Raw genomic sequence first — 24,554 nt, forward strand, 5'->3', positions numbered from 1 at the left:
CCGCGCCGGACAACCATCTCCGCGGCGGGGGCGGCGCATCTCGCGGCGCGCGCCGCGGAACGGGCGCGTGCCGCGTCGCAGTGAAAAAGGGAGTGCAGAAATGTCGAATCGGGACAAATACGTGGAAGAGGCCAAGGCGCAGCTCGACCGCTGGAACGCGCAGATCGAGGAGCTTCAGCAGAAGATGCAGAGCGCCGAGGCCGAGGCGCGGAAGGACTATCAAAACCAGCTCGAGGAGCTGCGCGCCCAGCGCGACGCCGCGCAGAAGCAGCTCGACAAGATGCGCGAGGCGAGCGACGCGGCCTGGGACGACATGAAGGCCGGCTTCGACCGCGCCTGGGACCAGATCGCCAGCGCCTTCGACACCGCGCGGGCGCGGTTCAAATGAGCCGCCGCGCCGCAGGCCCCGCGCTCGGTGTGGCGCTCGGGGCGCTCGTCCTGTCCGGCGCCCCGGCGCCGGCGCAGGACACGGGTGAGCAGGCGCCCCCCGCCGCCGAGGTCCGCGCGGAGATCGCGGAGGCGATGGACGCCGTCGCGGACTACTCGGCCGAGGAGCGCGACGCCGCGCTCGAGCGCGCGCGCGAAGGCCTCGACCGGCTCGACGCCGCGATCGCGCGGCGCGAGCAGGCGATGCGCGAGAGTTGGGCCGATATGTCGGACGCCGCGCGGGACACGGCGCGCGAGCGGCTCGCCGACCTGCGCGCGGCGCGCAACCGGCTCGGCGAGCGCTACGGCGCGCTCGAAGCCGGCACCCGCAGCGCCTGGGGCGAGCTGAAATCCGGTTTCGCCGACGCGTGGGACGCCGTATCAGACGCCTGGGCCGCGTCGGAGACGGACAGCACGGGCGACGCCGCGGCCGACTGAGCGTCGCGCCGCAGGAGGGACACGTGGAGACAGCCTTGTGGATCGTCGTCGCGGCGGCCTTCGTCACCGCGATCATGACCGGCGTGGGCGCCCTGCCCTTTCTCGTCGTCCGCCGCCTCGGCGACCGGACGATGGGCCTCTCGAACGCGGTCGCCGCGGGGCTGATGCTCGCGGCGAGCCACAGCCTGATCGCCGAGGGCGTGACCCTCGACGTTTCGCTCACCCTCGTCGGCGTGCTCGCCGGGCTCGGGGCGATCGTGCTCGCCAACCGCGCGCTCACCGGCGCGGGCGACGTGGACGTGGCTGACCTGACCGGCGCCAACGCGGCCAAGGCGCTCTTGATCCTCGGGATCATGACGGCGCATTCCTTCGCCGAAGGGGTGGGCGTCGGCGTTTCCTTCGCGGGCTCCGAGGGGCTCGGCGCCTTCATCACCACCGCGATCGCCTTTCACAACGTCCCCGAGGGGCTCGCCATCGCGCTGGTGCTGATCCCACGCGGCACCGCCGTCTGGAAGGCCGCGCTCTGGGCGATCTTCACGAGCCTGCCGCAGCCCCTCATGGCCGCGCCCGCCTATCTCTTCGTCGAGACCTTCCGGCCCTTCCTGCCCGTGGGCCTCGGCCTCGCGGCGGGGGCGATGATCTGGATGGTCTTCGCCGAGCTTTTCCCAGACGCGCAGGAGAAGATGTCGAGCGAATCCGCCGCGACCGGCGTGGCGCTCGCCTTCGCGGTGATGATGGCCTTCCAGATGCTGGTGCTGCACCACTGAGGCGACGGGCGCGCCGGCCCGGGTTGGGCGTCGCGCCGACGCTGCGTCGCGGCCGGAGTGCGGGCGGCAGGCGGCCGCGCGATCCGAACGGGCAAGCCCCCGCCCCGCTGGCGCTCAGTCCTCCAGGTGCAGGCTCACGCGGCGGTTCTGGCGGCCCTTCTTCTCGATCTTGCCGAGGCGCAGGCGCCCGATTTCTCCGGTGCGGCGGACATGCGTGCCGCCGCAGGGCTGAAGATCGACCTGGTCGCCGCCCTCCCCGATCCGGATCAGGCGGACGTGCCCCGCGCCGGTGGGCGGCGCGACGGACATCGTCTTGACGAGGCCGAGGTCGGCGGCGAGCTCGGCGTCGGTGATCCAGTCCTCGGTCACGGGCAGGTCGCGGACGACGAGCGCGTTCAGCTCGGCCTCGAGCGCGGCCTTGTCCTCCGGCGCCTTCGGCATGTCGAAGTCGAGGCGGCCCTTCTCCGTCCCGATGGCGCCGCCGGTGACCGGCCGCGGCAGCACCACGGAAAGGAGATGCAGCGCCGTGTGCACCCGCATGTGGGCGAAGCGCCGATCCCAGTCGAGCGTCTGCGTCACCTCCGCCCCCGCGGGCGGCGGCGTCTCGCCCTCGGCGGGGACGAGCACGATCTCGCCCGCCTCGCCCTTCACGGTGGTCGCCACCGCCATGCGCCCGCCCGGCCAGGCGAGATGCCCGGTATCGCCGGGCTGACCGCCGCCGTTGGGGTAGAAGAGGCTCGCCTCCAGCACGACGCCGCCCTCGGGCGTCAGGCGCACGACGCGGCCCGGCGCGGTGCGGGCGTAGGCGTCCTCGCGGTAGAGCGGCGTGGTCATTGTCCGTCGCCCTCCCCCTCGCCGGTTTCCGGCACGCCGGCGGGGCGCTGCGCCGGCGCCGCGCCCTCGGCCCGCGGCGCAGGGCGCGCGCCGCCGCTCAGCGCCTCGGGATTGCGCAGCCAGACGTCGCGCTGCGCGAAGGGCACCTCGATCCCCTCCTCGGCGAAGCGGCGCGCGATGGCGTGGTTCATGTCGGAATGCGCGTTCATCACCCAGTTCACGTCGCGCAGGATCGCGCGAATCTCGAAGTCGAGCGAATCCGCCCCGAAGCCCCGGAAGAGGACATAGGGCGCCGGATCGAGCAGCACCATCGGGTGATCCTCGGCCACCTCCTGCAGGATGCGCTCGACCTTGCGCGTGTCGGTGCCGTAGGCCACGCCCACCGGTACGATCACCCGGCCGATGGTGTTGCCGCGGGTCCAGTTGGTGACCACGCCCGAGACGAGATCGGCGTTCGGGATCACCACGTCGGTGCGGTCGAAGGTCTCGATCCGCGTGGACCGGACCGAGATCTTGCGCACGTAGCCCATGTTGCCGCCGACCTCGATCCAGTCGCCCTCCGAGACCGGGCGCTCGATCAGCAGGATGATGCCGGAGACGAAGTTCGACACGATGTTCTGCAGACCGAAGCCGATGCCGACCGAGAGCGCACCGGCGACGATGGCGAGCGAAGAGAGGTCGAGGCCGGTGGCCGAGACCGCGATGAGCGCGGCGAGCACGATGCCGATGTAGCCCGTCCCCGAGACGAGCGCCGTCTGCGCCCCCTTGTCGAGGCGCGTGCGCGGCAGGATCGAGTTCCGGAGCCCGCCCTGCAGCGCGCGCGTGGCGAGGTAGCCGAGAGCGAAGACCACCACGAGGGCGATGAAGTCCATGAGCGAGACGCGCGTCTCGCCGAGCTGGAACCCGTCGCGCAGCCGCGTCCAGAGGTCGGTGAGCTCGGAGGTGCGCGCGCCCCAGAGGAGCGCGAGCACCGGCAGCGTCGCGATGGTCAGCGCCATCCCCGCGAGCACCGGGAAGAGCCCCTCGCTCGCCGTGTCGCGCCCGGTCACCAGATGGTCGAGGTCCTGCACGAAGCGCTGCAGGATCAGCACGAGCCCGCCGAGCGCGAGCGAGGCGACCCAGGGCTGCACCAGGAGCGCGGCGTTCAGGTAGCCCACGGCGGCGAGCAGCGGCGCGAGCGCGCCCACCGCCACGGAGAGCGCGCCGAGCACCCGGATCGCGCGTAACTCGAAGCCGATGCCCGCCTCCGGCTCGGACCCGCGCCGGTAGCTCGCCAGGATCTGCCCGAGGCGCAGGAGCACCAGCCCGATCGCCACGATGAGCGGGAACTGCAGCACCGCCTCGGTCGCGGGCGGAAGCTCCTCCAGCGTGACGACCTGCGCGGCGACGATCTGAAGCACGACGAGGAAGGCCAGCAGCGTCGCGTACCACCGCGCCTCGGCGCGCCAGCCGCTTTCCAGGAGCACGATGGCATCCGCGTCGCGCGCGTCGAAGAGGCGCCGGCCGAGCCAGCGGAAGGCGAGCAGCAGCGCCACCGCCCAGGGCAGGAACTCCAGAAGCTGCGTCAGATCCTGCCCGGCGAGCCCCGTCAGCAGGACCCCCTGCACGATCGCCCAGAACCCGAGAAACGGCAGGACGATGTGGCCGATCGAGATCAGGAGCGACCAGACCCCGGTCCCGCGCCGCGAGACGCCGCGCATCCGCTCGCCGAGCCGCTCGACCCAGCGGTGCCCCCGCGCGAGCAGCAGGAGCCCCACGGCGAGCAGCAAGCCCGTCGCCGGCAGCCGGTTGCGCGCCTCCGCGAGCTGCGTCTCGGAGGTGAGCGCGCGCGCGGTCTCGCGCTGAAGCGCGAGGACAGCCTCGCGCAGATCGGCCAGCGCGGCGGGCCAGTGCGCCGGGTTGAGCGGCGTCGGCCCGAGCGCGCGCAGGTCGTCGAGCTGGCGCGCGCGGATCAGCGCGTCGATCTCGGCGATGAGCCCGTTGGCGCGGGTGAAGGCCTCGTCCGCGCGGACCAAGGGCGCGCGGGCCTCGGTCAGGCGGGCGCGCAACTCGGCGCGCCGCGCGGCGACGTCGTCGGCCTCGCTCGCGCCCGCCTCCGGCGGGGGCCCCAGCGCATCGAGCTGCGAGCGCAGCGTCTCGATCCGGGGGGCGTTGATGTCCTGCGTTGCGAGGAAGCGGTCGCGCCAGCCCGCGATCTCGGCGCGCAGGCTCTCGAGCGCCGCGTCCGAGGCCTGCCCGCGGTCCACGACCGTCTCGGCCCGCTGCGCGAGGCGGTCCCAGGCGGCGTAGTCCGGCGCCTCCTGCGCCGCGGCGGTGCCGAGCGCGAGCCAGAGACCGAGAAGAAGCGCGGATGCGACGGTGAGCGCGCGACGCAGCCCGCTCATTCCGGGGCCACCGTGACGTCCGGCATGTCCACCGCGTCCCGCTCCATCCAGCGGGGCACGGGCAGGCCCTTCTCGCGCAGGAAGGCGGGGTTGTAGAGCTTGGACTGATAGCGCGTGCCGTAGTCGCAGAGGATGGTGACGATGGTGTGCCCCGGCCCCATCTCGCGCGCCATGCGCATGGCGCCCGCGACGTTCACGCCGGAGGAGCCGCCGAGGCAGAGCCCCTCGCGCTCAAGCAGGTCGAAGGTCACCGGCAGCGCCTCCTCGTCGGGGACCTGACAGCAGAAGTCGGGCGTGAAGCCCTCGAGGTTGGCGGTGATCCGCCCCTGCCCGATGCCCTCGGTGATCGAGCTTCCCTCGGATTTGAACTCGCCGGTGGTGTAGTAGCTGTAGAGCGCCGCGCCCATCGGATCGGCGAGGCCCATCTTCACGCCTTTCGGCTGCAGCGCCTCGGCCACGCCGGCGAGCGTGCCGCCCGAGCCCACGGCGCAGATGAAGCCGTCGACCCTGCCCTCGGTCTGCGCCCAGACCTCCGGCCCGGTGCTCTCGACATGGGCCTGCCGGTTGGCGACGTTGTCGAACTGGTTGGCCCAGATCGCGCCCTGCGGCTCCGACTGCGCGAGCCGCTCGGCGAGGCGGCCGGAGTAGCGGACGTAGTTGTTGGGGTTGCGGTAGGGCGCCGCGGGCACCTCCACGAGCTCGGCGCCCGCGAGGCGGATCATGTCCTTCTTTTCCAGGCTCTGCGTCTCGGGGATCACGATCACCGTGCGGAAGCCCATCGACGCGCCGACGAGCGCGAGCCCGATGCCGGTGTTGCCGGCGGTGCCCTCGACGATGGTGCCGCCGGGGCCGAGCGCGCCGCGCGCCACCGCGTCGCGGATGATCCAGAGCGCGGCGCGGTCCTTCACGGACTGGCCGGGGTTCATGAACTCGGCCTTGCCCCAGATCTCGCATCCGGTGGCCTCGCTCGGGCCGTGGAGCCGGATGAGGGGGGTGTTGCCGACCGCCTCGGCAAGGTCCTTGGCGACGCGCATGGGGGGCCTCTTTCGTCGATGTCCGTCCTGTCTATGGATCGGCCCGGCGCGCTTCAACCCGCGTCGCGCAGGCGTGAGCGGTGCCGCGCGAGCCAGTAGACCGCGAGCGCGAGCGGCGAGACGTCGATCTGCCCCGCGTCGGCCCAGCCCAGCACCGTGTCGAAGGGCAGGACGTGGCGCCGGATGTCCTCCGCCTCCGCCTCGAGGCCGCCGGTCTCCGCCGGCCGGCGTGCGAGGTCCACGCGCCCGAGGTAAATGTGGAAGAACTCCGTCAGGCACCCCGGCGAGGGGTAGCTCCGCGAGATCAACTCGAGGCGCTCGAGCGTGAGGCCCGCCTCCTCCTCGGTTTCGCGGCGCGCGGTGGCCTCCGGGTCCTCGCCGGGATCGACGCGCCCCGCCACGGGCTCCAGGCACCAGGGCCGCAGGTCGCCGCGCATGTAGGGGCCGGGGCGGAACTGCTCCAGCAGAAGCACCTCGTCGCGCCGCGGGTCGTAGGGCAGCACCAGCGCCGCGTCGGTCGCCACCAGCGCGGCGCGCGTGACGGGCTCGCTCAGCCCGCCGCCGAAGCGCGGAAAGCGCAGGTCCTGCTCGTCGTAGGAATAATAGTCCGCATAGGGGCGGCGATGGGCGCGAAGCTCCACGTCGTCCCGGCTCATCGGGGCGAGCACCGGCGCCCGCGGCCGCGGCGCGGCGGCGAGCACGCGGGAATGCGCCCGCGCGCGGATCATCGGATGGATCGCGGCGAGCGCGCGGGGGCTCATCCGCCCCATCTGCCCCATCACCTCCGCCGCCGCCTCGAGGCTCTGCGCGGCCCATCGCCCGGCCCAGGCGTCGAGCGACCAGGCGCCCTCCGTCGCAGGGGGCGTGTCGGGGCGGAAGACCTGCGCCGCGACCGCGCCCTCGGGCGTCTCGACGGTGCAGGGCTGCGGCGCGTAGCCGAAGACCGCCTCGTAATGACAGAGCCGCTCCCAGCCGGCCGGGTCGTCGAGGGCGATCACCTCTCCCTCGGCCACCCCGCCGGCCTCCGCCACGAGCGCGGGATAGGCGCCATCGGCCACGGCGCGCACCGCGTGCCCGTCGAGGCGGGCGGGCCGCACCGCAGCGGGGCGCGCGCCCAGGACCCGCTCCAGAAGCGGCGCGTGCCGCAGCGTGCCATAGAGAAAAACCTGCGCCATGCCCGCCCCTCAGCGCCAGCGGCGCGCGGCGAATTCCGCGCCGAGCCCGGCGACCAGCGCGCCGGCGGCGAGCGCGGTCAGCACCTGCCCGTCGCCGAGGAAGGCGGCATAGTCCACGAAAAGCTCGAAGACCCCCGCGATCGCCTCCATCGGCCCGTCGTAGCGCCGCGCGAGCGCGCGGTTCACCATCTCCGCCGCCGCCTGCACGAAGAGCGCCCAGAAGACGAGCGTGGCGACGCCCGTGATGCCATTGCCGATCGCGGCCGAGACCCCGCGCCCCGCGCGCTTGCCGATCACGACCCAGCCCGCGAGCGCGCCGATCACGAGGTTGACGATCGCGAGGCGCGGAAACGCGCTCCGGCCGGTCGCGGCCTCGATCACCGGCTTGACGAGTTCGGAGGCGAACCACCCGACCGCCGCGAGGATCAGCGCGGCCACGAGGTGAGCCGCCGTCGGCATCAGGCGGGCCGGCGCACGGTGATCTGCGTCACGTCGCACATGCCGCTCTGAAAGAGCGAGGCGCAGGACGTCAGGTAATAGTCCCACATCCGGCGGAAGCGGTCGTCGAAACCCATCGCCTCGGCCTTGGGCCAGGCCTCCGCGAAGCTCACGTGCCAGCGCCGCAGCGTCTGGCTGTAGCTTTCGCCGAACTCGTGGCTGCCTGCGACGGAAAGGCCCGCGCGCTCGCTCTCGCGGCGAAGGACCGAGGGGCTCGGCAGCATGCCGCCGGGGAAGATGTATTTCTGGATGAAATCGACGTTGCGGCGGTAGCTCTCCCACCGCTTGTCCTCGACGGTGATGACCTGAAGCGCGGCGCGGGCGCCGGGCTTGAGCCGGTCGCGCAGCGCGCCGAAGAACACCGGCCAGTAGCGCTCGCCCACCGCCTCGAACATCTCGATGGAGGCGACCGCGTCGTATTGCCCCCGCTCGTCGCGGTAGTCCTGCAGCTTGAAATCCACCCGGTCGGACAGGCCGGCCTCCGCGATGCGCGCCTGCGCGTAGTCGTATTGCGCCCGGCTGATCGTCAGGCCGGTGACCCGCAGCCCCCGCTCGCGCGCGGCGTATTCGGCGAAGCCGCCCCAGCCGCAGCCGATCTCGAGGACGTGGTCGCCCGGCTTCACATCGAGCTTGTCGGCCAGCGCGGCGTATTTCGCCTCCTGCGCCTTCTCGGTGCTCTCCTGCCCGGTTTCGAAGAGCGCCGAGGAATAGGTCATCGTGTCGTCGAGCCAGAGGCGATAGAAATCGTTGCCGAGGTCGTAATGCGCGGCGATGTTCCGCTTCGCCTGCCGCTTCGTGTTCGACTGCAGCCAGAAACGCACCCGCTCGAGCGCGCGCACCACCGAGATGCCGGGAAAGCCCTCGTAGATCTCGTCGTTGCCCGCGTGCAGAAGGTCCATGAAGGCCTGCAGGTCCGGCGTGCTCCAGTCGCCGTCCATGTAGGCCTCGGCGAAGCCAACGTCGCCGTCGCGCAGGAGGCGCGCGAAAACGTCACCGTCGTGGATGTGCATCTCGGCCACCGGGCCCGGCGCGGCGCCCTCGGCGCGGAAGCGTCGGCCGTCGTCGAGCACGAAATCCACGCGCCCCGCCTGCATGCGCGAGGCCATGTCGAAGATGCGCGCGAAATAGCGCGGCAGACCGGACTGGCCGTGCGTCGTGGTCAGGATCATGCGGGTCTTTCCATCGTCTCTTTCACGTTAGCTACGCCGAAAGCGGCGCCGGCGGCAAGACCGCGGCCCGGTTGCCCCTCAGAAGTCCCTGTTCTCGTAGGCCTCGAGCGCGATCTTCCGCCCCTCGGCCGGCTCGACGACCGGCGCGGGATACGCGTCCCCCGGCGCGAGGCCCCAGCGCCGCGGGATCGCCTCGAAGCAGGCGCGCGCGGGCTCGGGCGGGGTGCGCTGCCCCTCCGCGATCCAGCGGCGGCGGTAGGCGGCGTCCGGGTCGAAGCGTTTGGCCTGCGTAACCGGGTTGAACACACGGAAATAGGGCGTCGCGTCCGGGCCGGAGCCCGCCGACCACTGCCAGCCGAGCGCGTTGGAGGCCGGGTCCCAGTCGATCAGGTGGTCCTCGAACCATTTCAGCCCGATCTTCCAGTGCGTCATCAGGTGCTTGGTGAGGTAGCTCGCCACGATCATCCGCGCGCGGTTGTGCATCCGCCCGGTGACATACATCTCGCGCATCCCGGCATCGACCATCTCGATGCCGGTTCGCCCCTGCTGCCAGGCCCGGACCTTCGCGGCGCCCGCGTCCTCGGACCACGGGAAGGCGTCCCACTCCGGCCGCCAGTTGCCCGAGGTCAGCCGCGGCGTGTGGTGCATCAGGTGATAGGCGAACTCGCGCCAGACGAGCTCCTGCAGGAAGGTCTCGGCCCCCGCCTTGCCCTCCTCCATCGCGCGGAGGCCGGCGTGCCAGCACTGGTGCGGGCTGATCTCGCCGAGGCTCAGGTTCTCGCTGAGACAGGAGGTGCCGTCCTCGGCCAGGCGGTCGCGGCTCTCGCCGTAGCCGGCCACGACATGCGCCATGAAATGCCCGAGCCGCCCCTGCGCCGCGCGCTCGCCGACCTGCGCGTAGCGCGCCACGATCTCCGCGCCGCGGTCCATCGCCGCGCCGAGGCGCCAGTCCGCGAGGCGCTCGCTCCCGGGCCAGGCGTCGGGGGCGGGCAGCCGGCCGGGCGCCGGGCGCGGCGCCTCCACCGCGCGCCCGCGCACGGCGCGCCAGAAGGGCGTGTAGACCTTGTAGAAGCCGCCGTCCTTCGTCTCGACGGTCCAGGGCTCGAACATCAGGTGCCCGCCGAAGCTCCGCGCGTCGAGGCCGTCGGCCTTGAGCGCCGCCTTCACCTCGGTGTCGCGCGCGACGCTCTCGGGGTCGTAGGCCCGCGTCCACCAGACCGCGCCGGCCCCGGTCTCGCGCACCAGCGCGCGCAGGGTCTCGAGCGCCGGGCCCGAGCGCAGGGTCAGGCGGCTGTTCGCCCCGGCCAGCGACGCCGCGAACTGCTCGAGCCCCAGCCCGAGCCGGAACCGCGGCGCCGCGCCGAGGGCGCCCACGAGCGGGTCGCGCAGAAAGACCGGGATCACCGGGCGCCCGCTCTCCGCGGCGGCCGAGAGCGCGGGATGGTCCGAGAGCCGCAGGTCGCGGCGGAACCAGAGAAGGATCGGAGCGGTCTGTGTCACGGGATACCGGGGCTGGGGCACGCGTCGCGAAGTGACATAGCACGAAAGCCGCCCCGTCAAACGCGACGGCGCGGACCGATGGGCCCGCGCCGCGACGTCACCCAGTTCCGCGGGGCTTCCCCGCGGCGCGGGGCGTCAGGTCTTGCGCCGTTCGTCGCTCAGACCCTTGTAGATCGCCCAGCAGATGATCAGCAGGATCACCGTGAAGGGCAGACCGGTCGAGATCACCATCGCCTGCAGCGCCCCGAGGCCGCCGCCGATCAGCAGCGCGATCGCCACCAGCCCCTCGAAGGTGCACCAGAAGACGCGCTGCGTGACCGGCGCGTCCACCTTGCCGCCGGCGGTGATCGTGTCGATCACGAGCGAGCCGGAGTCGGACGAGGTGACGAAGAAGACGATCACGAGGATCACGCCCAGCGTCGAGGTGATCGCCGCGAGCGGCAGGCTCTCGAGCATCGCGAAGAGCGACAGCTCCGGCGCGTAATTGTCGATCACGTTCGCCTTCACCGCCGAAGTCTCGGGGTTCGCGATCATGTCGTTGATCGCCGAGCCGCCGAAGATCGCCATCCAGAGGATGCAGACGAGCGACGGGATGATCAGCACGCAGGTCACGAACTCGCGCACGGTGCGCCCGCGCGAGACGCGCGCGATGAACATGCCGACGAAGGGCGACCAGCTGATCCACCAGGCCCAGTAGAAGGCCGTCCAGCCCTGCATGTAGCCCGTGTCCTCGCGCCCGAAGGGGTTCGAGAGCGGCACCACCTCGCGGGCGTAGGCGACGAGCCCGTTGCCGAACTCGCTCAGGATGCCGACGGCCCCGGCGGTGAGCAGCACGAAGAGCATGAGCGCGAAGGCCAGCGTCATGTTGATCTCGGACAGCACCTTCACGCCGCCGTCGAGACCGCGCAGCACCGACACGAGCGCGATCGCCGTGATGCCGATGATCAGGATCACCTGCACCGTGACGTTGTTCGGGATGCCGTAGACGTAGTTCATCCCCGCGTTGGCCTGCTGCGCGCCGAAGCCGAGCGAGGTCGCGAGGCCGAAGAGCGTGGCGAAGACGGCGACCGTGTCGATCACGTGGCCCCACCAGCCCCAGACGCGCTCGCCCAGGAGCGGGTAGAAGGCCGAGCGGATCGAGAGCGGCAGGCCCTTGTTGTAGCTGAAGAGCGCGAGCGCCAGCGCGACGACCGAGTAGATCGCCCAGGGGTGCAGCGCCCAGTGATAGGAGGTCGCCGCGAGCGCCATGCGCCGCGCCTCCTCGACGTTGCCCTCGATCAGCGCGCCCTCCTCGGTGAAGGGCCGCACGGTGCCGAGCGGCGCGTCGCCCCACGGCGTGGCGAAGTAATAGGCCGGCTCCAGCACCCCGAAGAACATCAGCCCGATGCCCATGCCGGCGGCGAAGAGCATGGCGAACCAGCCGGCGTAGCCGTAATCCGGCGTCGCCTCCGCGCCGCCGAGGCGGACCGACCCCACCGGCAGCACGATCAGCAGCAGGCAGAACAGCACGAAGACGTTCGCCGACAGGAGGAAGAACCAGTCGAAGCTCGAGGTCAGCGTCGGGCGCAGCCAGCCGAAGAAGTCGCTCGCCTGCTGCGGCGCCGTCAGCGCGTAGGCCACGAAGGCCACCGCCGCCAGCCCCGAGATCACGAAGACCGGGTTGTGAATGTCGAAGCCGAAGGGCCCCACGCGCCCCTCGATGTTGTCCTGACCGATCTCGTAATCGGTCTCGATGATATCCGCGTCCCCCTCGGGGGCGGGGATACCCGGGCTTGTCTCGTCGGCCATATGCGGCCTCCCTGGTTTGGTTTCGTCTTGATCTCTCGCGGCCGCGCGGGCGGCCGTGGCGCCTCTAGCGGACGAGGAAGACGGAGGCCTTCGAGTGCTCCGCCAGGTAGCCGCCGTTCGACGGCCAGATGTAGTCGCTGAAGTTGGGCGGATGCGTCGCCATGACCACGAGGTCGGAGCCCGTCTCCTCGACGGCCTTCATCAGCCGGTCGTCGAGGTCGATGGTGGGATCACGGCTCGTGATCGCGTGCGATTCGGCCGCGATGCCGTGCTTGTCACCCTGCTCCTTCGCGAAGGCCTCGAGCTTCTGCGCGAACTCCTGCGGCGTATGGGCGATCTTGCTCGGCTGCGGCGCCGTCACGGCGACGTAGACCACCGGCGCCCCGTAGTGGCCCGACAGATCGGCCGCGCACTGCAGGGTCTTCTGCAGCGTCTCCACGTGGGCCAGATCCACCGGCGTCATGATTTTCTTGAACACGCACGTCCCTCCTGTCTCGCGGCGCCGCTCGGGGCCTCCGGCGGCACGCCGCGCGAACGGACCCGTGGGACCGAACCGGGACGCGCCGCGCGGGCCGCGGCGCCTCGGTTGTCGGGCGATGTTAGCCCTATCTCCCGGCGCGATGCAACGAAAGTGATCGCACCTACCCGCTCGGGCAGTGCGCGCGCAGCCGGGGGCCCTCCGGCTCAGGCGTTCACGTCCACCACCACGCGCCCGCGCACCTGCCCCTTCAGGATATCGGCCCCGAGGCGCGGCAGGTCCGAGAGCGTCGCGGGTTCGACCATCGCCTCGAGCGTCTCCATCGGCAGGTCGCGCGCGATGCGCTCCCAGGCGCGGACGCGGGCCGCGTAGGGCTGCATCACCGAATCGATGCCGAGGAGGTTCACGCCGCGCAAGATGAAGGGCGTGATCAGCGCCCCCTCGATCGCCGCGCCCCCGGCGAGGCCCACGGCCGCGACCGAGGCGCCGTATTTCATCTGCTTGAGCACGCGGCCGAGCATCGCGCCCGCCACCGCGTCCACGCAGCCCGCCCAGCGCTCGGACTCGAGCGGCTTCTTCGTCACCTCCGCGAGCTCGTCGCGCGGCACGATCTCCGTCGCGCCGAGGCCCTTCAGGTAGTCGGCCTGCTCCGGCCGCCCAGTCACCGCGGCCACCTCGCGGCCGGCCTGCGCGAGAAGCGCCGTGGCCACCGAGCCGACGCCGCCCGCGGCGCCGGTGACGAGGACGGGGCCGTGATGCTCGGAAAGCCCCTGATCCTCCAGCGCCTGCACCGCCAGCATCGCGGTCAGGCCGGCGGTGCCCACCGCCATCGCCTGGCGCGTCGTCATGCCCTCGGGCAGCGGCACGAGCCACTCGGGCTTGACGCGCGCCTTCTGCGCGTGGCCGCCCCAATGCGCCTCGCCGACGCGCCAGCCGGTGAGGATCACCTTGTCGCCCGGCGTCCAGCGGTCGTCATCCGAGGCCTCGACCGTGCCCGCGAAATCGATGCCCGGCACATGCGGGTAGTGCCGCACGAGCCCGCCGCCCGGCCCGATGCAGAGACCGTCCTTGTAGTTGAGCGTCGAGTACTCGACGGCGACCGTGACCTCCGCCTCGGGCAGGTCCGCTTCGCCGATCTGTTGCACGGCGGCGTGCGTCCTGCCGCTTTCCGCGTCCTTCTCGACCACCAGCGCGTTGAACATCGTCTCTCCTCTCGCTCCGTCGCGGGCGCGCGGCGCGCCCGGAATGTCGCCGTTGTCGCCGGGGCCTGCGGGCCGCCCGGCGGCGCGCCGATGGGGCCAGCCCGCCTATACGTCACCCGCGCGGGTGGCGTTCCCTCGCCGGCGATGCGCAGCCCCCGGGCGCCTCCTCCGCGCGGACTGTCGCGGTCTTCGCCGCCCTTGTCCACCGCCCGGCCCCTTGAAATCCGGGCGCGGCTGACCGATATTCCCGGTGTCCCGTAAGGGGCTATGGGCATAAACGCGCACGTAATAAGCGGATCGGACCCGGGGGCGGTACCCGGCGGCTCCACCAATATCCCGGCGTTGGCGGGACCATGGGGCCGAAACAGGATCGACGAACGTGTAAAGGTGTGGCTTTGTTCCGGTGAGGTACCACCGTTATCGGTCCGTCAAAGCATAATTGCCAACGACAATCATGCTCCGGTCGCCGTTGCCGCGTAAGCGGTAACGAGACCGAAATCTCGAAGCCCTGACCTCTAGCAAGGTCAGGCGGGGTTCGCAGGCACCTGGCAACAGAAGCCTGCACTTCCCCCCCCCTCGCTCCGATGTGCCCGGCGGCGACGCGCCCCCTTTCATCCCGGCCCGAATCCCCTATTCTTGCCCCGAACCACGCGGAGCGATCATGGCGGACGGCATCGACTACGGCAGGCTCATGCACGGCGCGATGCGCGGGCTCATCCGCGACGTGCTGTCCGACGTCGCGGAGGAGGGGCTGCCGGGCGAGCATCACTTCTTCATCACCTTCGACACGCAGCACCCCGGCGTCGACATCGCGCCCTGGCTGCGCGAGCGCTACCCGGACGAGATGACCATCGTCATGCAGCACTGGTTCGACGCGCTCGAGGTGGACGACGAGGGCTTCGCCGTCACGCTCAGCTTCGGCAATCAGCCGGAGCGCCTCGTGGTGCCCTTCGACGCGCTGCGCACCTTCGTCGATCCTTCGGTGGAGTTCGGCCTGCGCTTCGAGAGCCCGGAGGCCGCGGACGACGCGGCGGAGGCGCCGGAGCCCGCGGAGGACGCCGCCGCCGAGGCCGCGCCGGAGGGCGACGACGCGGAGCCCCCGCGCAAGGACGCCGACGTCGTCAGCCTCGACCGCTTCCGTAAGTGAGCGTTGCCCTCGCGCGGGCCGCGCGCTAGACCGCATGCGGCTGCATACGCGAAGGAGGAGCGCATGACCGGAACCCGGACGGAAACCGACAGCTTCGGCCCGCTCGAGGTGCCGGCGGATCGCTACTGGGGCGCGCAGACGCAGCGCTCGATCCTGAACTTCCCCATCGGCTGGGAGCGGCAGCCCGTCGCCGTGATCCGCGCGCTCGGCGCGATCAAGAAGGCCTGCGCGATGGCCAACACGCGCATGGGCAAGCTCGACCCGAAGCTGGGCGAGGCGATCCAGCAGGCCGCGCAGGAGGTCGTGGACGGCAAGCTCGACGACCACTTCCCGCTGGTGGTCTGGCAGACGGGGTCCGGCACGCAGTCGAACATGAACGCCAACGAGGTGATCGCGAACCGCGCGATCGAGATCCTCGGCGGCGAGATGGGCTCGAAGGATCCGGTCCACCCCAACGACCACTGCAACATGGGGCAGTCGTCGAACGACACCTTCCCCACCGCGATGCACATCGCCACGGCGATGACCGCGCGCGACGTGACGCTGCCGGGGCTCAGGAAGCTCCACGCCGCGCTCGAGGAGAAGATCGCGGCCTTCGAGCACGTCATCAAGATCGGGCGCACGCACACGCAGGACGCGACGCCGCTCACGCTGGGACAGGAGTTCTCCGGCTACGCGCACCAGGTGGCGATGGCGATCCAGCGGGTGGAGGGCGCGCTCTGCCACGTCCACGAGCTCGCGCAGGGCGGCACCGCCGTGGGCACGGGGCTGAACACGACCGAAGGCTGGGCCGAGGAAGCCGCGGCGAACATGGCCGGGATCACCGGCCTGCCCCTCGTGACCGCGCCCAACAAGTTCGAGGCGCTCGCGGCGCACGACGCGATGGTGCAGATGTCGGGCGCGCTCAAGACCGCCGCGGCGAGCCTCTACAAGATCGCCAACGACATCCGCTTCCTCGGCAGCGGCCCGCGCTGCGGGCTGGGCGAGCTCATCCTGCCGGAAAACGAGCCGGGCAGCTCGATCATGCCGGGCAAGGTGAACCCCACGCAGTGCGAGGCGCTGACGCAGGTCTGCGCGCATGTCATGGGCAACGACGCCGCCGTCGGCTTCGCCGGCAGCCAGGGGCATTTCGAACTGAACGTCATGAAACCGATGATGGCCTACAACGTGCTGCAGTCCATGCAGTTGATCGGCGACGCCTGTTCGGCCTTCACCGACAATCTCGTGGCCGGGCTGCGCGCCGACGAGGAGCGCATCGAGAAACTCATGCGCGAGAGCCTGATGCTGGTCACCGCGCTCGCCCCCGAGATCGGCTACGACAACGCGACGACGGTAGCCAAGACGGCGCACAAGAACGGCACCACGCTGAAGGAAGAGGCCGTGCGCCTCGGCTTCGTGGACGAGGAGACCTTCGAGCGCGTGGTCCGGCCCGAGACGATGATCGGGCCGAAGCCCGCCTGAGAGGGAGGCGCCGCATGGCCGATCAGCCCGTCAACCTGAACCGCGCGCGCAAGGCCCGCGCGCGGATCCAGGCGAAACGCGCGGCCGACGCGAACGCGGTACGCTTCGGCCGCAGCAAGGCCGAGACGGCGCAGGCGCGCGCCGAGGCCGACCGCATCGCCCGCGCGATCGAGGGGCTGAAGCGCGAGGAATGAGCGCGCGGCCGGTCAAGCGCTCGCTGACGCTGCGGGGCCACCGCACCTCGGTCTCGCTGGAGGAGCCGTTCTGGCAGGCCTTCCGCGAGATCGCGGCCGAGCGGGGGCTGACGATCAACGCCCTCGCCGCCGAGATCGACACGGCGCGGGGTACCGACGCGGGGCTCGCCTCGGCGATCCGGGTCTTCGTGCTCGACCACTACCGGAGGCGACCCGATGGATGACGACGCACGGCAGGAGCGCATCGAAAGCCACCTGGCCGAACTCGCCCGCATGGTGGAGGATCTCTCCGAAACCGTCGCGCGGCAGGAGGCGACGCTCGACCGGCTGGGCAAGCGGGTCGCGTTCCTGATGGAGCGCGAGGCGGAGCGGGAGGCCGACGGCGGCGCCGCCGTCTTCGCGGACCGCCGCCCGCCGCACTGGTAGGCCCGGAGCCGCGCGCGGGCGCCGCCGCTCCCGCGCACGGATGGGCGGCGCGGGCGGACGGCATCCGGCGCACCCGGGCCGCGCCGCGTGGGCACACCGCGAACATCAAGAGCGCCCGTCAAGCCCCTGATGGGGAGGGAGTTTCCGCGGAACTCGAGGCACGGCATGAACAGCCGCCGCGCCTGACCGCAAGACCGCGCACAATTCAAGAGCACCCTGTAAGCCCCTGACCGGGAAGCGTTTCGCCGACCCCGCGGACAGCCGGAGCGCGGGATCACAACTCCTGCACGTCGAGAACGCCCGGCAAGCTCTTGAGCGCGCGGCGCATTTCGGCGGTGGCGGGCACCTCGGCGCCGATGTCGACCTCCACCTCGCCCGGCAGGCCGTCGTCCATCAGGCACAGCCGGAGCGGCCCCGGCCGGTGGCCCGTGCGGCGCGCGACCGGCTCCTCGACGAGGCCCGCGACGGCGGTGATCGCCTCCGGCGCCTCGACGAAGATGCGCAGGCCCGTGGCGCCGGCCTGCGCCACCTCGCCCTCGGCGGGGGCGACGGAGCGGCCGAGAAGCTTCAGCTGATCGGCCTCGAGCGTCGCCTCGACGCGCACGACGACCTTCGTGCCCGCCTCCAGCAGCTCGCGCGAGGCCTCCAGCGCCTCGGAGAAGAGCGTGACCTCGTAGGCGCCGGTCGGATCGGAGAGCTGCGCGAAGGCGAAGCGGTTGCCGCGCGCCGACTTGCGCTCCTGCCGGCCGGCGACGACGCCGGCCATCTTGACCACCGCCGGCCCGCGCCGCACGCGCTCGTGAACCTCCTCGAGGGTCAGCACGTCGCGCCGGCGCAGCGCCAACATGTCGTCGTCGAGCGGGTGCCCCGACAGGTAGAAGCCCACCGCCGCGAACTCCTCCGCGAGCCGCTCGGCGGGCAGCCAGTCGGGCACGTTCGCCAGCCGCGGCTCCGGCAGGTCGTCGCCCGCCTCGCCGAAGAGCGAGACCTGCGCCGACTCGCGCTGCTCGATCACCGCGGCGGAATAGGCCATGAGCGCGTCGAGGCTTTCGAGCACGCGGCGGCGGTTCGGGTCGAGCGCGTCGAAGGCCCCGGCGCGCGCCAGCATCTCCAGCGGGCGCTTGCCGATGCGCTTGAGCTCCACCCGCCGCGCGACATCGAAGAGCGAAGCGAAGGGCGTCCCGCCCCGCCCCTCCACGATCAGGCGCATGGCGTCGAGCCCGACGTTCTTGAGCGCGCCCAGCGCATAGACCAGCCGCCCCTCGCGCACGGTGAAGCTCGCCTCGGAGCGGTTCACGCAGGGCGGGTCCCACGGCAGCTTGAGGCCCTTGCGCACCTCCTCGAAGTAGACGGCGAGCTTGTCGGTCAGGTGGATGTCGCAGTTCATGACGCCGGCCATGAACTCCACCGGGTGGTTCGCCTTGAGCCAGGCGGTCTGGTAGCTGACGACGGCGTAGGCGGCGGCGTGGGACTTGTTGAAGCCGTAGTTGGCGAACTTGTCGAGCAGGTTCCAGACTTCGACCGCCTTGTCCTCGTCCACGCCGTTCTTCTTCGCGCCCTCGAGGAAGAGCGGGCGCTGCTTGTCCATCTCGGCCTGGATCTTCTTGCCCATGGCGCGACGCAGGAGGTCGGCTTCGCCGAGCGAGTAGCCGGCCATCTCCTGCGCGATCTGCATCACCTGTTCCTGATAGACGATGATGCCCTGCGTCTCGTCGAGGATGTGGTCGATGGAAGGGTGGATCGACTCGCGCTCCCTGAGCCCGTTCTTGACCTCGCAGTACTTGGGGATGTTCTCCATCGGGCCGGGGCGGTAGAGCGCCACGAGGGCCACGATGTCCTCGATGCAGGTGGGCTTCATGCGCTTGAGCGCATCCATCATCCCTGAGCTTTCCACCTGGAACACGGCGACCGTGCGCGCGGCGGCGTAGAGCTCGTAGGTCTTTTCGTCGTCGAGCGGGATCTGCCCGATGTCGTTCTCCGCCCCCTCGAAGGGCTCGTAGATCGTCGTGCCGTCGGCGGCCACGTGCAGGTCGCGTCCCGCCGCATGGATGAGATCGACGGCGTTCTGCACCACCGTCAGCGTCTTGAGGCCGAGGAAGTCGAACTTCACCAGCCCCGCCGCCTCGACCCACTTCATGTTGAACTGCGTCGCCGGCATCTCGGAGCGCGGGTCCTGGTAGAGCGGCACCAGCTCGTCGAGCGGCCTGTCCCCGATCACCACGCCCGCGGCGTGGGTGGAGGCGTTGCGCAGGAGCCCCTCGAGCTGCATGCCGTATTTCAGGAGGCGGTCCACGACCTCCTCGGCCTTCGCCGCCTCGGCGAGCCGCGGCTCGTCGCGGAGCGCCTGCTCGATCGAGACGGGTTTCACCCCCTCCACCGGCACCAGCTTCGAGAGCTTGTCCACCTGCCCGTAGGGCATCTGCAGCACGCGGCCCACGTCGCGCACCGCGGCCTTCGACAGGAGCGCGCCGAAGGTGATGATCTGCGCGACCTTGTCGCGGCCGTATGTCTCCTGAACGTAGTCGATCACCTCCTCGCGGCGGTCCATGCAGAAGTCGATGTCGAAGTCCGGCATCGAGACCCGCTCGGGGTTCAGGAACCGCTCGAAGAGCAGCGAATAGCGCAGCGGGTCGAGGTCGGTGATCGTCAGCGCGTAGGCCACGAGCGAGCCCGCGCCGGAGCCGCGGCCGGGGCCGACGGGGATGTCCTTTTCCTTGGCCCACTTGATGAAGTCGGCGACGATCAGGAAATACCCCGGAAAGCCCATCCCCTCGATGATGCCGAGCTCGTAGTCGAGGCGCCTCTCGTACTCCTCCACCGGCGCGGCGTGCGGAATCACGGCGAGGCGGGCCTGAAGCCCCTCCTTCGCCTGCCGGCGGAGTTCTTCCACCTCGTCCTCGGCGAAGCGCGGCAGGATCGGGTCGCGCTTCTCGGCGGCGTAGGCGCAGCGGCGCGCGATCTCGACCGTGTTCTCGATCGCCTCGGGCAGATCGGCGAAGAGCGCCGCCATCTCCTGCGGCGTCTTGAACCGGTGCTGCGGCGTGAGCTGCGGGCGCGGCGCGGCCTGATCGACGTAGGCCCCCTCGGCGATGCAGAGGAGCGCGTCGTGCGCCTCGTAGTGCTCTTCCTCGACGAAATGCACGTCGTTCGTCGCCACCAGCGGCAGGTCCATGGCATAGGCCATCTCGACGAAGCCGCGCTCGGTCGCCTGTTCCGGCGCCCAGAGGCCGCCCTCGACCGGATGGCGCTGCAACTCGACGTAAAGACGCGTCGGATAGGCGGCGGCGAGGCGGCGGATCAGCGCCTCGGCCTCGCCGCGCTTGCCCTCCTGCAGGAGCCGCCCCGCCGGCCCGTCCGGCCCACCGGTCAGGCAGATCAGCCCCTCGGCGTGGCGCTCCAGCTCCTCGGGGGTGACGTGCGGCTCCTCGCCGTCGCCGCGCAGGTAAAGGCAGGAGTTGAGCTTCATCAGGTTCATGTAGCCCGCCTCGGACTGCGCGAGCAGGACGACCGCGCCCGGCCGCTCGAGGCGCTGGCGCTGGCCCGGGCGCTCGGCGCGCGGCAGCGCCACGGGCACCTCGCAGCCCACGATCGGCTGCACCCCCGCGCCCATCGCCGCGACGGAAAACTCGAGCGCGCAGAACATGTTGGCCGTGTCGGTCACGGCCACCGCCGGCATGCCCGCCTGCCGGCAGAGCCCGGGGAGCTTCTTGAGGCGGACGGCCCCCTTCAGGAGCGAGTATTCGGTGTGCAGGCGGAGGTGGACGAAGCGCGGATCGGACATGCGCGAACCCTATCCGCCCCGCCCCGGCCCGGCAATCGCCGACGCCGGGTCGCGCCCGCGGCTGCCTGCCGATGAGGCACCCGCGCCGCGCGCGCGGCCCCCGTCCACGGCGGAGATTGCGCCCCGCCGTCCCTTTCGGCTAAGGCGAGACGGGCGCGACGGGGGGCCATGACGCAATGCAGCGAGGCGGCGAGACGGTTCTGAGCCTCGAGGGGCTCGGCAAGTCCTATCCCGGCGTGCGCGCCTGCGACGCCATTTCCCTCGACATGCGGCGCGGCGAGATCCACGCGCTTCTCGGCGAGAACGGCGCGGGCAAGTCCACGCTGGTCAAGATGATCTACGGCCTCGTCACCCCGGACGCGGGCGAGATGCGACTCGACGGGCAGCCCTTCGCGCCGCCAGACCCGAACGCCGCGCGCCGCGCGGGCGTGGCGATGGTCTTTCAGCACTTCTCGCTCTTCGACGCGCTCACCGTGGCCGAGAACATCGCGCTCGGCATGGAGGACGCGCCGCCGCCCCGCCGCCTCGCCGCGCGCATCCGCGAGGTCTCGGAGCTCTACGGCCTGCCGCTCGACCCGCGGCGCACCGTGGGCACCCTCTCGGCCGGTGAGCGGCAGCGCGTCGAGATCGTGCGCTGCCTGCTTCAGGGGCCGCGCGTGCTCATCATGGACGAGCCGACGAGCGTGCTCACCCCGCAGGAGGCGGAGATCCTCTTCGAGACGCTGAGGAAGCTCGCCGCGGAGGGCACGGCGATCCTCTACATCTCCCACAAGCTCGAGGAGATCCGCGCGCTCTGCGACACGGCGACGATCCTGCGCCGGGGCGAGGTGGTGGGCACCTGCACCCCGGCCGAGACCACCGCGCGCGAGATGGCGGAGCTCATGGTGGGCGCGAGCTTCGCGCCCGTCGCCGCGGCCGCACGCGAGACGGGCGGCGTCGCGCTCGAGGCGCGGGGCCTCGCCGCGCCGGCGCCCGGCGCCTTCGGCACGCCGCTGCATGACCTGTCGTTCACGCTGCGCGCGGGCGAGGTGCTCGGCCTCGGCGGGGTGGCCGGCAACGGGCAGGACGAATTGCTCGCCGTGCTCGCCGGCGAACGCGCCCTGCCCCGCGGCATGCTCTTTCTCGACGGCGCCGACGTCGGCCGGCTCGGCCCGCAGGCGCGGCGCGCGCGCGGGCTCGCCACCGCGCCGGAGGAGCGCCTCGGCCACGCCGCCGCGCCCGAGATGAGCCTGACCGAGAACGCGCTCCTGACGGCCGCGCGCCGCAAGGGCCTCCTCCGGCAGGGCTTCATCGACTGGGCCGCCGCGCGCCGCTTCGCCGAGGCGGTGATCGACCGCTTCGACGTGCGCACGCCGGGGCCCGAGGCGGCGGCGCGCGCGCTCTCGGGCGGCAACCTGCAGAAGTTCGTGATCGGCCGCGAGATCGCGCAGGCGCCGCGCGTCCTCGTCGTCAACCAGCCGACCTGGGGCGTGGACGCGGCGGCGGCCGCGGCGATCCGGCAGGCGCTCCTCGACATGGCCGCGGCCGGGACGGCGATCCTCGTCATCAGCCAGGATCTCGACGAGCTCTTCGAGGTGGCCGACCGCTTCGGCGCGCTCGTCGGCGGGCGGCTGAGCGAGATCCGCCCGATGCACGACCTGAGCCTCGAACGCATCGGCCTGATGATGGGCGGCGCGCACGACATGGAGGTGGCGCATGTGGGCTGACGGCTCGGCCACGACGGCGGCGCAGGCGGCCCGGTCGGGGTCCGGGTGCCGCGCGAAGAGGGACCATGCGGGACCGATGAGCGCGCCGCGCGACGCGGGGGGCCGCGCATGATCGCGCTCGAGAAACGCCCCGAGCCCTCGCGCCTCTGGCGCGCGGCGACGCCGCTCGTCGCCGTCGCGCTCACGATGCTCGCCGGCGGCGCGATGTTCGCCGCGCTCGGCGCCGATCCGGTCGCCGCGATCCGCGTGATCTTCTGGGATCCGCTCTTCGACCCGAGCTTCGCCGCCTACGCGCGCCCGCAGCTTCTGGTGAAGGCCGGGCCGCTCATCCTGATCGCGGTGGGCCTCGCCATCGGCTTCCGCTCAGGCGTCTGGAACATCGGCGCCGAGGGGCAGTACATCATGGGCGCGATCTGCGGCGCCGCCGCCGCGCTCGCCTTCTACCCGGCCGAGACGCGCGCGATCTTCCCGCTCGCCGTGCTGGCCGGCGCGGCGGGGGGCCTCGCCTGGGCGATGATCCCCGCGCTCCTGAAGGTGCGCTTCGGCACCAACGAGATCCTCGTCTCGCTGATGCTGGTCTACGTCGCCGAATCCGTCCTCGCCTCGGTCAGTTCCGGCCTCCTCCAGAACCCCGACGGCATGGGCTTTCCGGGCTCGCGCAACCTCGCCCAGTGGGACGCGGTCGCCAACCGCGAGCTCGTCGCGGGCACGGGCATGCACTGGGGCGTCGGCGCCGCCTTCGTCGCGGTGATCGCCGCCTACATCCTGATGAGCCGGCACATCCTCGGCTTCCAGCTGCGCCTCTCGGGCGCGGCGCCGCGCGCGGCGCGCTTCGCAGGCGTCACGCCGGGGCGCGTGGCGCTCACCTGCTTCGCGATCTCCGGCGCGCTCGCCGGCATGGCGGGCTTCTTCGAGGTCGCCGGGCCGGCCGGGCAGATCAGCATCGACTTCGGCTCCTTCTACGGCTTCACCGCGATCATCGTCGCCTTCCTCGGCCGGCTGCACCCGGTGGGCATCCTGCTCGCCGGGCTGCTGATGGCGCTCACCTACATCGGCGGGGAGCTCGCGCAGCTGACGCTCGGCCTGCCGGCGGCGGCGATCCAGCTCTTCCAGGGGATGCTCCTCTTCTTCCTGCTCGCCACCGACGTGCTCGTGAACTACCGCCTCAGGCCGCGGCGCCGGGAGGCCGCCTGACATGGACCTCGCCACGATCCAGCCCGCGATCCTGATCGCCTCGCTCATGGTCTCCTCGACGCCGATCCTGCTCGCCGCGCTGGGCGAGATGGTGGTCGAGCGCGCCGGCGTGCTGAACCTCGGGGTCGAGGGGATGATGATCACCGGCGCGGTGTCGGGCTTCGCCGTCGCGATCAACTCGGGCAGCCCGGCCCTCGGCTTCCTCGGCGCGGCGGCGGCGGGCGCGGCGCTCTCGCTCGCCTTCGCGGTGCTGACGCAGTTCCTCCTGTCGAACCACGTGGCCACCGGCCTCGCGCTGACGCTCGCGGGGCTCGGGCTCTCGGCGCTCGTCGGCAAGCCCTACGAGGGCATGAAGGCGCCCACCCTGCCGAAGCTCGACCTCGGCCCGCTCGCGGAGATCCCGTTTCTCGGCCGGGTGCTCTTTTCCCACGACGTCATGGTCTACGCGAGCCTCGCGCTGGTGGCGGCGGTCTGGGCCGTCCTGCGTTTCACCCGCGCGGGGCTGATCCTGCGCGCCGTCGGCGAGAGCGCCGAAGCCGCCCATGCGCTCGGCTACGACGTGGTGCGGGTGCGCGTGCTCGCCATCCTCTTCGGCGGCGCGCTCGCGGGGCTCGGCGGCGCCTACATCAGCCTCGTGCGCGTGCCGCAATGGACCGAAGGCATGACCGCCGGCGCGGGCTGGATCGCGCTCGCCATCGTGGTCTTCGCCTCCTGGCGCGCGGGCTGGGTGCTGGTGGGCGCCTACCTTTTCGGCGGCGTCACCGTGCTGCAGCTCAACCTGCAGGCCGCGGGCGCCGCGGTGCCCGTCGCGCTCTTGTCGGCTGCGCCCTATCTGGTAACGATCCTGGTGCTCGTGATCATCTCGGCCCGCGGGCTTCAGGGCGCGCCCGCCGCGCTGGGCCGGAGTTTCCACGCCTCGGGCTAGGCCCGCACCCGCCGCCCCGGCGGCACG

22 protein-coding genes and 1 other RNA gene are annotated in these 24,554 nt (G+C 71.8%); 12 read left to right on the plus strand and 11 right to left on the minus strand.

Annotated features, from left to right (window positions below; translation table 11 throughout):
• The first annotated feature begins 100 nt into the window (after window positions 1-100).
• Genes DRV84_RS02765 through DRV84_RS02775 form a run of 3 tightly spaced genes read left to right on the plus strand, consistent with a single transcriptional unit; the run spans window position 101 to window position 1,631 of the window.
• Entirely contained in the window at window positions 101-388 is a 288-nt protein-coding gene (locus tag DRV84_RS02765; protein WP_115978332.1) for a sll1863 family stress response protein, read from the plus strand.
• The gene (locus tag DRV84_RS02770) at window positions 385-864 is read left to right on the plus strand and encodes a sll1863 family stress response protein (protein WP_147298821.1); all 480 of its coding nucleotides are present in this window, start codon (window positions 385-387) and stop codon (window positions 862-864) included. The genes DRV84_RS02765 and DRV84_RS02770 overlap by 4 nt, the downstream gene beginning before the upstream one ends.
• Before the next feature lie 23 nt (window positions 865-887).
• Complete coding sequence (locus DRV84_RS02775) at window positions 888-1,631, plus strand: ZIP family metal transporter (RefSeq protein WP_205026716.1); 744 nt, start codon at window positions 888-890, stop codon at window positions 1,629-1,631.
• Window positions 1,632-1,745: 114 nt separating this feature from the next.
• Here the strand turns inward: DRV84_RS02775 and DRV84_RS02780 are convergent, their stop codons facing one another.
• The 10 genes from DRV84_RS02780 to DRV84_RS02825 all read right to left on the minus strand — a co-directional run bounded on the left by DRV84_RS02780 (window position 1,746) and on the right by DRV84_RS02825 (window position 13,693).
• Window positions 1,746-2,465, minus strand: coding sequence for an alanyl-tRNA editing protein (locus DRV84_RS02780; protein ID WP_115978334.1), 720 nt, complete (start codon window positions 2,463-2,465; stop codon window positions 1,746-1,748).
• Complete coding sequence (locus DRV84_RS02785) at window positions 2,462-4,849, minus strand: DUF3772 domain-containing protein (RefSeq protein WP_115978335.1); 2,388 nt, start codon at window positions 4,847-4,849, stop codon at window positions 2,462-2,464. Before DRV84_RS02785 ends, DRV84_RS02780 begins: the two co-directional genes overlap by 4 nt.
• Window positions 4,846-5,883 (minus strand): cysteine synthase A, encoded by a 1,038-nt coding sequence (locus DRV84_RS02790; protein WP_115978336.1) that lies wholly within the window; start codon window positions 5,881-5,883, stop codon window positions 4,846-4,848. Before DRV84_RS02790 ends, DRV84_RS02785 begins: the two co-directional genes overlap by 4 nt.
• A 53-nt stretch (window positions 5,884-5,936) precedes the next feature.
• Window positions 5,937-7,058, minus strand: coding sequence for an NUDIX domain-containing protein (locus tag DRV84_RS02795; RefSeq protein ID WP_115978337.1), 1,122 nt, complete (start codon window positions 7,056-7,058; stop codon window positions 5,937-5,939).
• Between the two features lie 9 nt (window positions 7,059-7,067).
• Window positions 7,068-7,517 (minus strand): TrgA family protein, encoded by a 450-nt coding sequence (locus tag DRV84_RS02800; RefSeq protein ID WP_115978338.1) that lies wholly within the window; start codon window positions 7,515-7,517, stop codon window positions 7,068-7,070.
• A complete protein-coding gene (locus DRV84_RS02805; RefSeq protein ID WP_115978339.1) occupies window positions 7,517-8,725 on the minus strand; it encodes an SAM-dependent methyltransferase in 1,209 nt (402 codons plus the stop codon). The genes DRV84_RS02800 and DRV84_RS02805 overlap by 1 nt, the downstream gene beginning before the upstream one ends.
• A 78-nt stretch (window positions 8,726-8,803) precedes the next feature.
• Window positions 8,804-10,225 carry a cryptochrome/photolyase family protein gene (locus tag DRV84_RS02810; protein WP_115978340.1) on the minus strand — a complete coding sequence of 474 codons (1,422 nt, stop codon included), beginning with the start codon at window positions 10,223-10,225 and terminating at the stop codon, window positions 8,804-8,806.
• A gap of 135 nt (window positions 10,226-10,360) precedes the next feature.
• A complete protein-coding gene (locus tag DRV84_RS02815; protein WP_115978341.1) occupies window positions 10,361-12,013 on the minus strand; it encodes a BCCT family transporter in 1,653 nt (550 codons plus the stop codon).
• A gap of 64 nt (window positions 12,014-12,077) precedes the next feature.
• Window positions 12,078-12,491 carry a universal stress protein gene (locus DRV84_RS02820; RefSeq protein WP_115978342.1) on the minus strand — a complete coding sequence of 138 codons (414 nt, stop codon included), beginning with the start codon at window positions 12,489-12,491 and terminating at the stop codon, window positions 12,078-12,080.
• 206 nt (window positions 12,492-12,697) lie between these two features.
• Complete coding sequence (locus DRV84_RS02825) at window positions 12,698-13,693, minus strand: MDR family oxidoreductase (RefSeq protein WP_115978343.1); 996 nt, start codon at window positions 13,691-13,693, stop codon at window positions 12,698-12,700.
• A 213-nt stretch (window positions 13,694-13,906) separates the two neighbouring features.
• Here DRV84_RS02825 and ssrA point away from each other — a divergent pair.
• The 6 genes from ssrA to DRV84_RS02855 all read left to right on the plus strand — a co-directional run bounded on the left by ssrA (window position 13,907) and on the right by DRV84_RS02855 (window position 16,921).
• Window positions 13,907-14,259: a transfer-messenger RNA gene (gene ssrA / locus DRV84_RS02830) on the plus strand.
• 95 nt (window positions 14,260-14,354) lie between these two features.
• Window positions 14,355-14,840 (plus strand): SspB family protein, encoded by a 486-nt coding sequence (locus DRV84_RS02835; protein ID WP_115978344.1) that lies wholly within the window; start codon window positions 14,355-14,357, stop codon window positions 14,838-14,840.
• A gap of 63 nt (window positions 14,841-14,903) precedes the next feature.
• A complete protein-coding gene (fumC, locus tag DRV84_RS02840; protein ID WP_115978345.1) occupies window positions 14,904-16,301 on the plus strand; it encodes a class II fumarate hydratase in 1,398 nt (465 codons plus the stop codon).
• Between the two features lie 14 nt (window positions 16,302-16,315).
• The gene (locus tag DRV84_RS02845) at window positions 16,316-16,495 is read left to right on the plus strand and encodes a DUF4169 family protein (protein ID WP_115978346.1); all 180 of its coding nucleotides are present in this window, start codon (window positions 16,316-16,318) and stop codon (window positions 16,493-16,495) included.
• Entirely contained in the window at window positions 16,492-16,719 is a 228-nt protein-coding gene (locus DRV84_RS02850) for a ribbon-helix-helix domain-containing protein (RefSeq protein WP_115978347.1), read from the plus strand. The genes DRV84_RS02845 and DRV84_RS02850 overlap by 4 nt, the downstream gene beginning before the upstream one ends.
• A complete protein-coding gene (locus tag DRV84_RS02855; protein WP_115978348.1) occupies window positions 16,712-16,921 on the plus strand; it encodes a SlyX family protein in 210 nt (69 codons plus the stop codon). Before DRV84_RS02850 ends, DRV84_RS02855 begins: the two co-directional genes overlap by 8 nt.
• A gap of 274 nt (window positions 16,922-17,195) precedes the next feature.
• Here DRV84_RS02855 and dnaE read toward each other — a convergent pair whose 3' ends face one another.
• Complete coding sequence (gene dnaE / locus DRV84_RS02860; protein WP_115978349.1) at window positions 17,196-20,702, minus strand: DNA polymerase III subunit alpha; 3,507 nt, start codon at window positions 20,700-20,702, stop codon at window positions 17,196-17,198.
• Between the two features lie 176 nt (window positions 20,703-20,878).
• Between dnaE and DRV84_RS02865 the strand changes: the two genes are divergently transcribed.
• The 3 genes from DRV84_RS02865 to DRV84_RS02875 all read left to right on the plus strand — a co-directional run bounded on the left by DRV84_RS02865 (window position 20,879) and on the right by DRV84_RS02875 (window position 24,527).
• Window positions 20,879-22,408 (plus strand): ABC transporter ATP-binding protein, encoded by a 1,530-nt coding sequence (locus DRV84_RS02865; RefSeq protein ID WP_115978350.1) that lies wholly within the window; start codon window positions 20,879-20,881, stop codon window positions 22,406-22,408.
• A 108-nt stretch (window positions 22,409-22,516) separates the two neighbouring features.
• A complete protein-coding gene (locus DRV84_RS02870) occupies window positions 22,517-23,602 on the plus strand; it encodes an ABC transporter permease (RefSeq protein ID WP_115978351.1) in 1,086 nt (361 codons plus the stop codon).
• A gap of 1 nt (window position 23,603) precedes the next feature.
• The gene (locus DRV84_RS02875; protein ID WP_192881387.1) at window positions 23,604-24,527 is read left to right on the plus strand and encodes an ABC transporter permease; all 924 of its coding nucleotides are present in this window, start codon (window positions 23,604-23,606) and stop codon (window positions 24,525-24,527) included.
• Window positions 24,528-24,554 lie beyond the last annotated feature (27 nt).

Source organism: Rhodosalinus sediminis (assembly GCF_003385555.1).
GTDB classification, from domain to species: Bacteria; Pseudomonadota; Alphaproteobacteria; order Rhodobacterales; family Rhodobacteraceae; genus Rhodosalinus; species Rhodosalinus sediminis.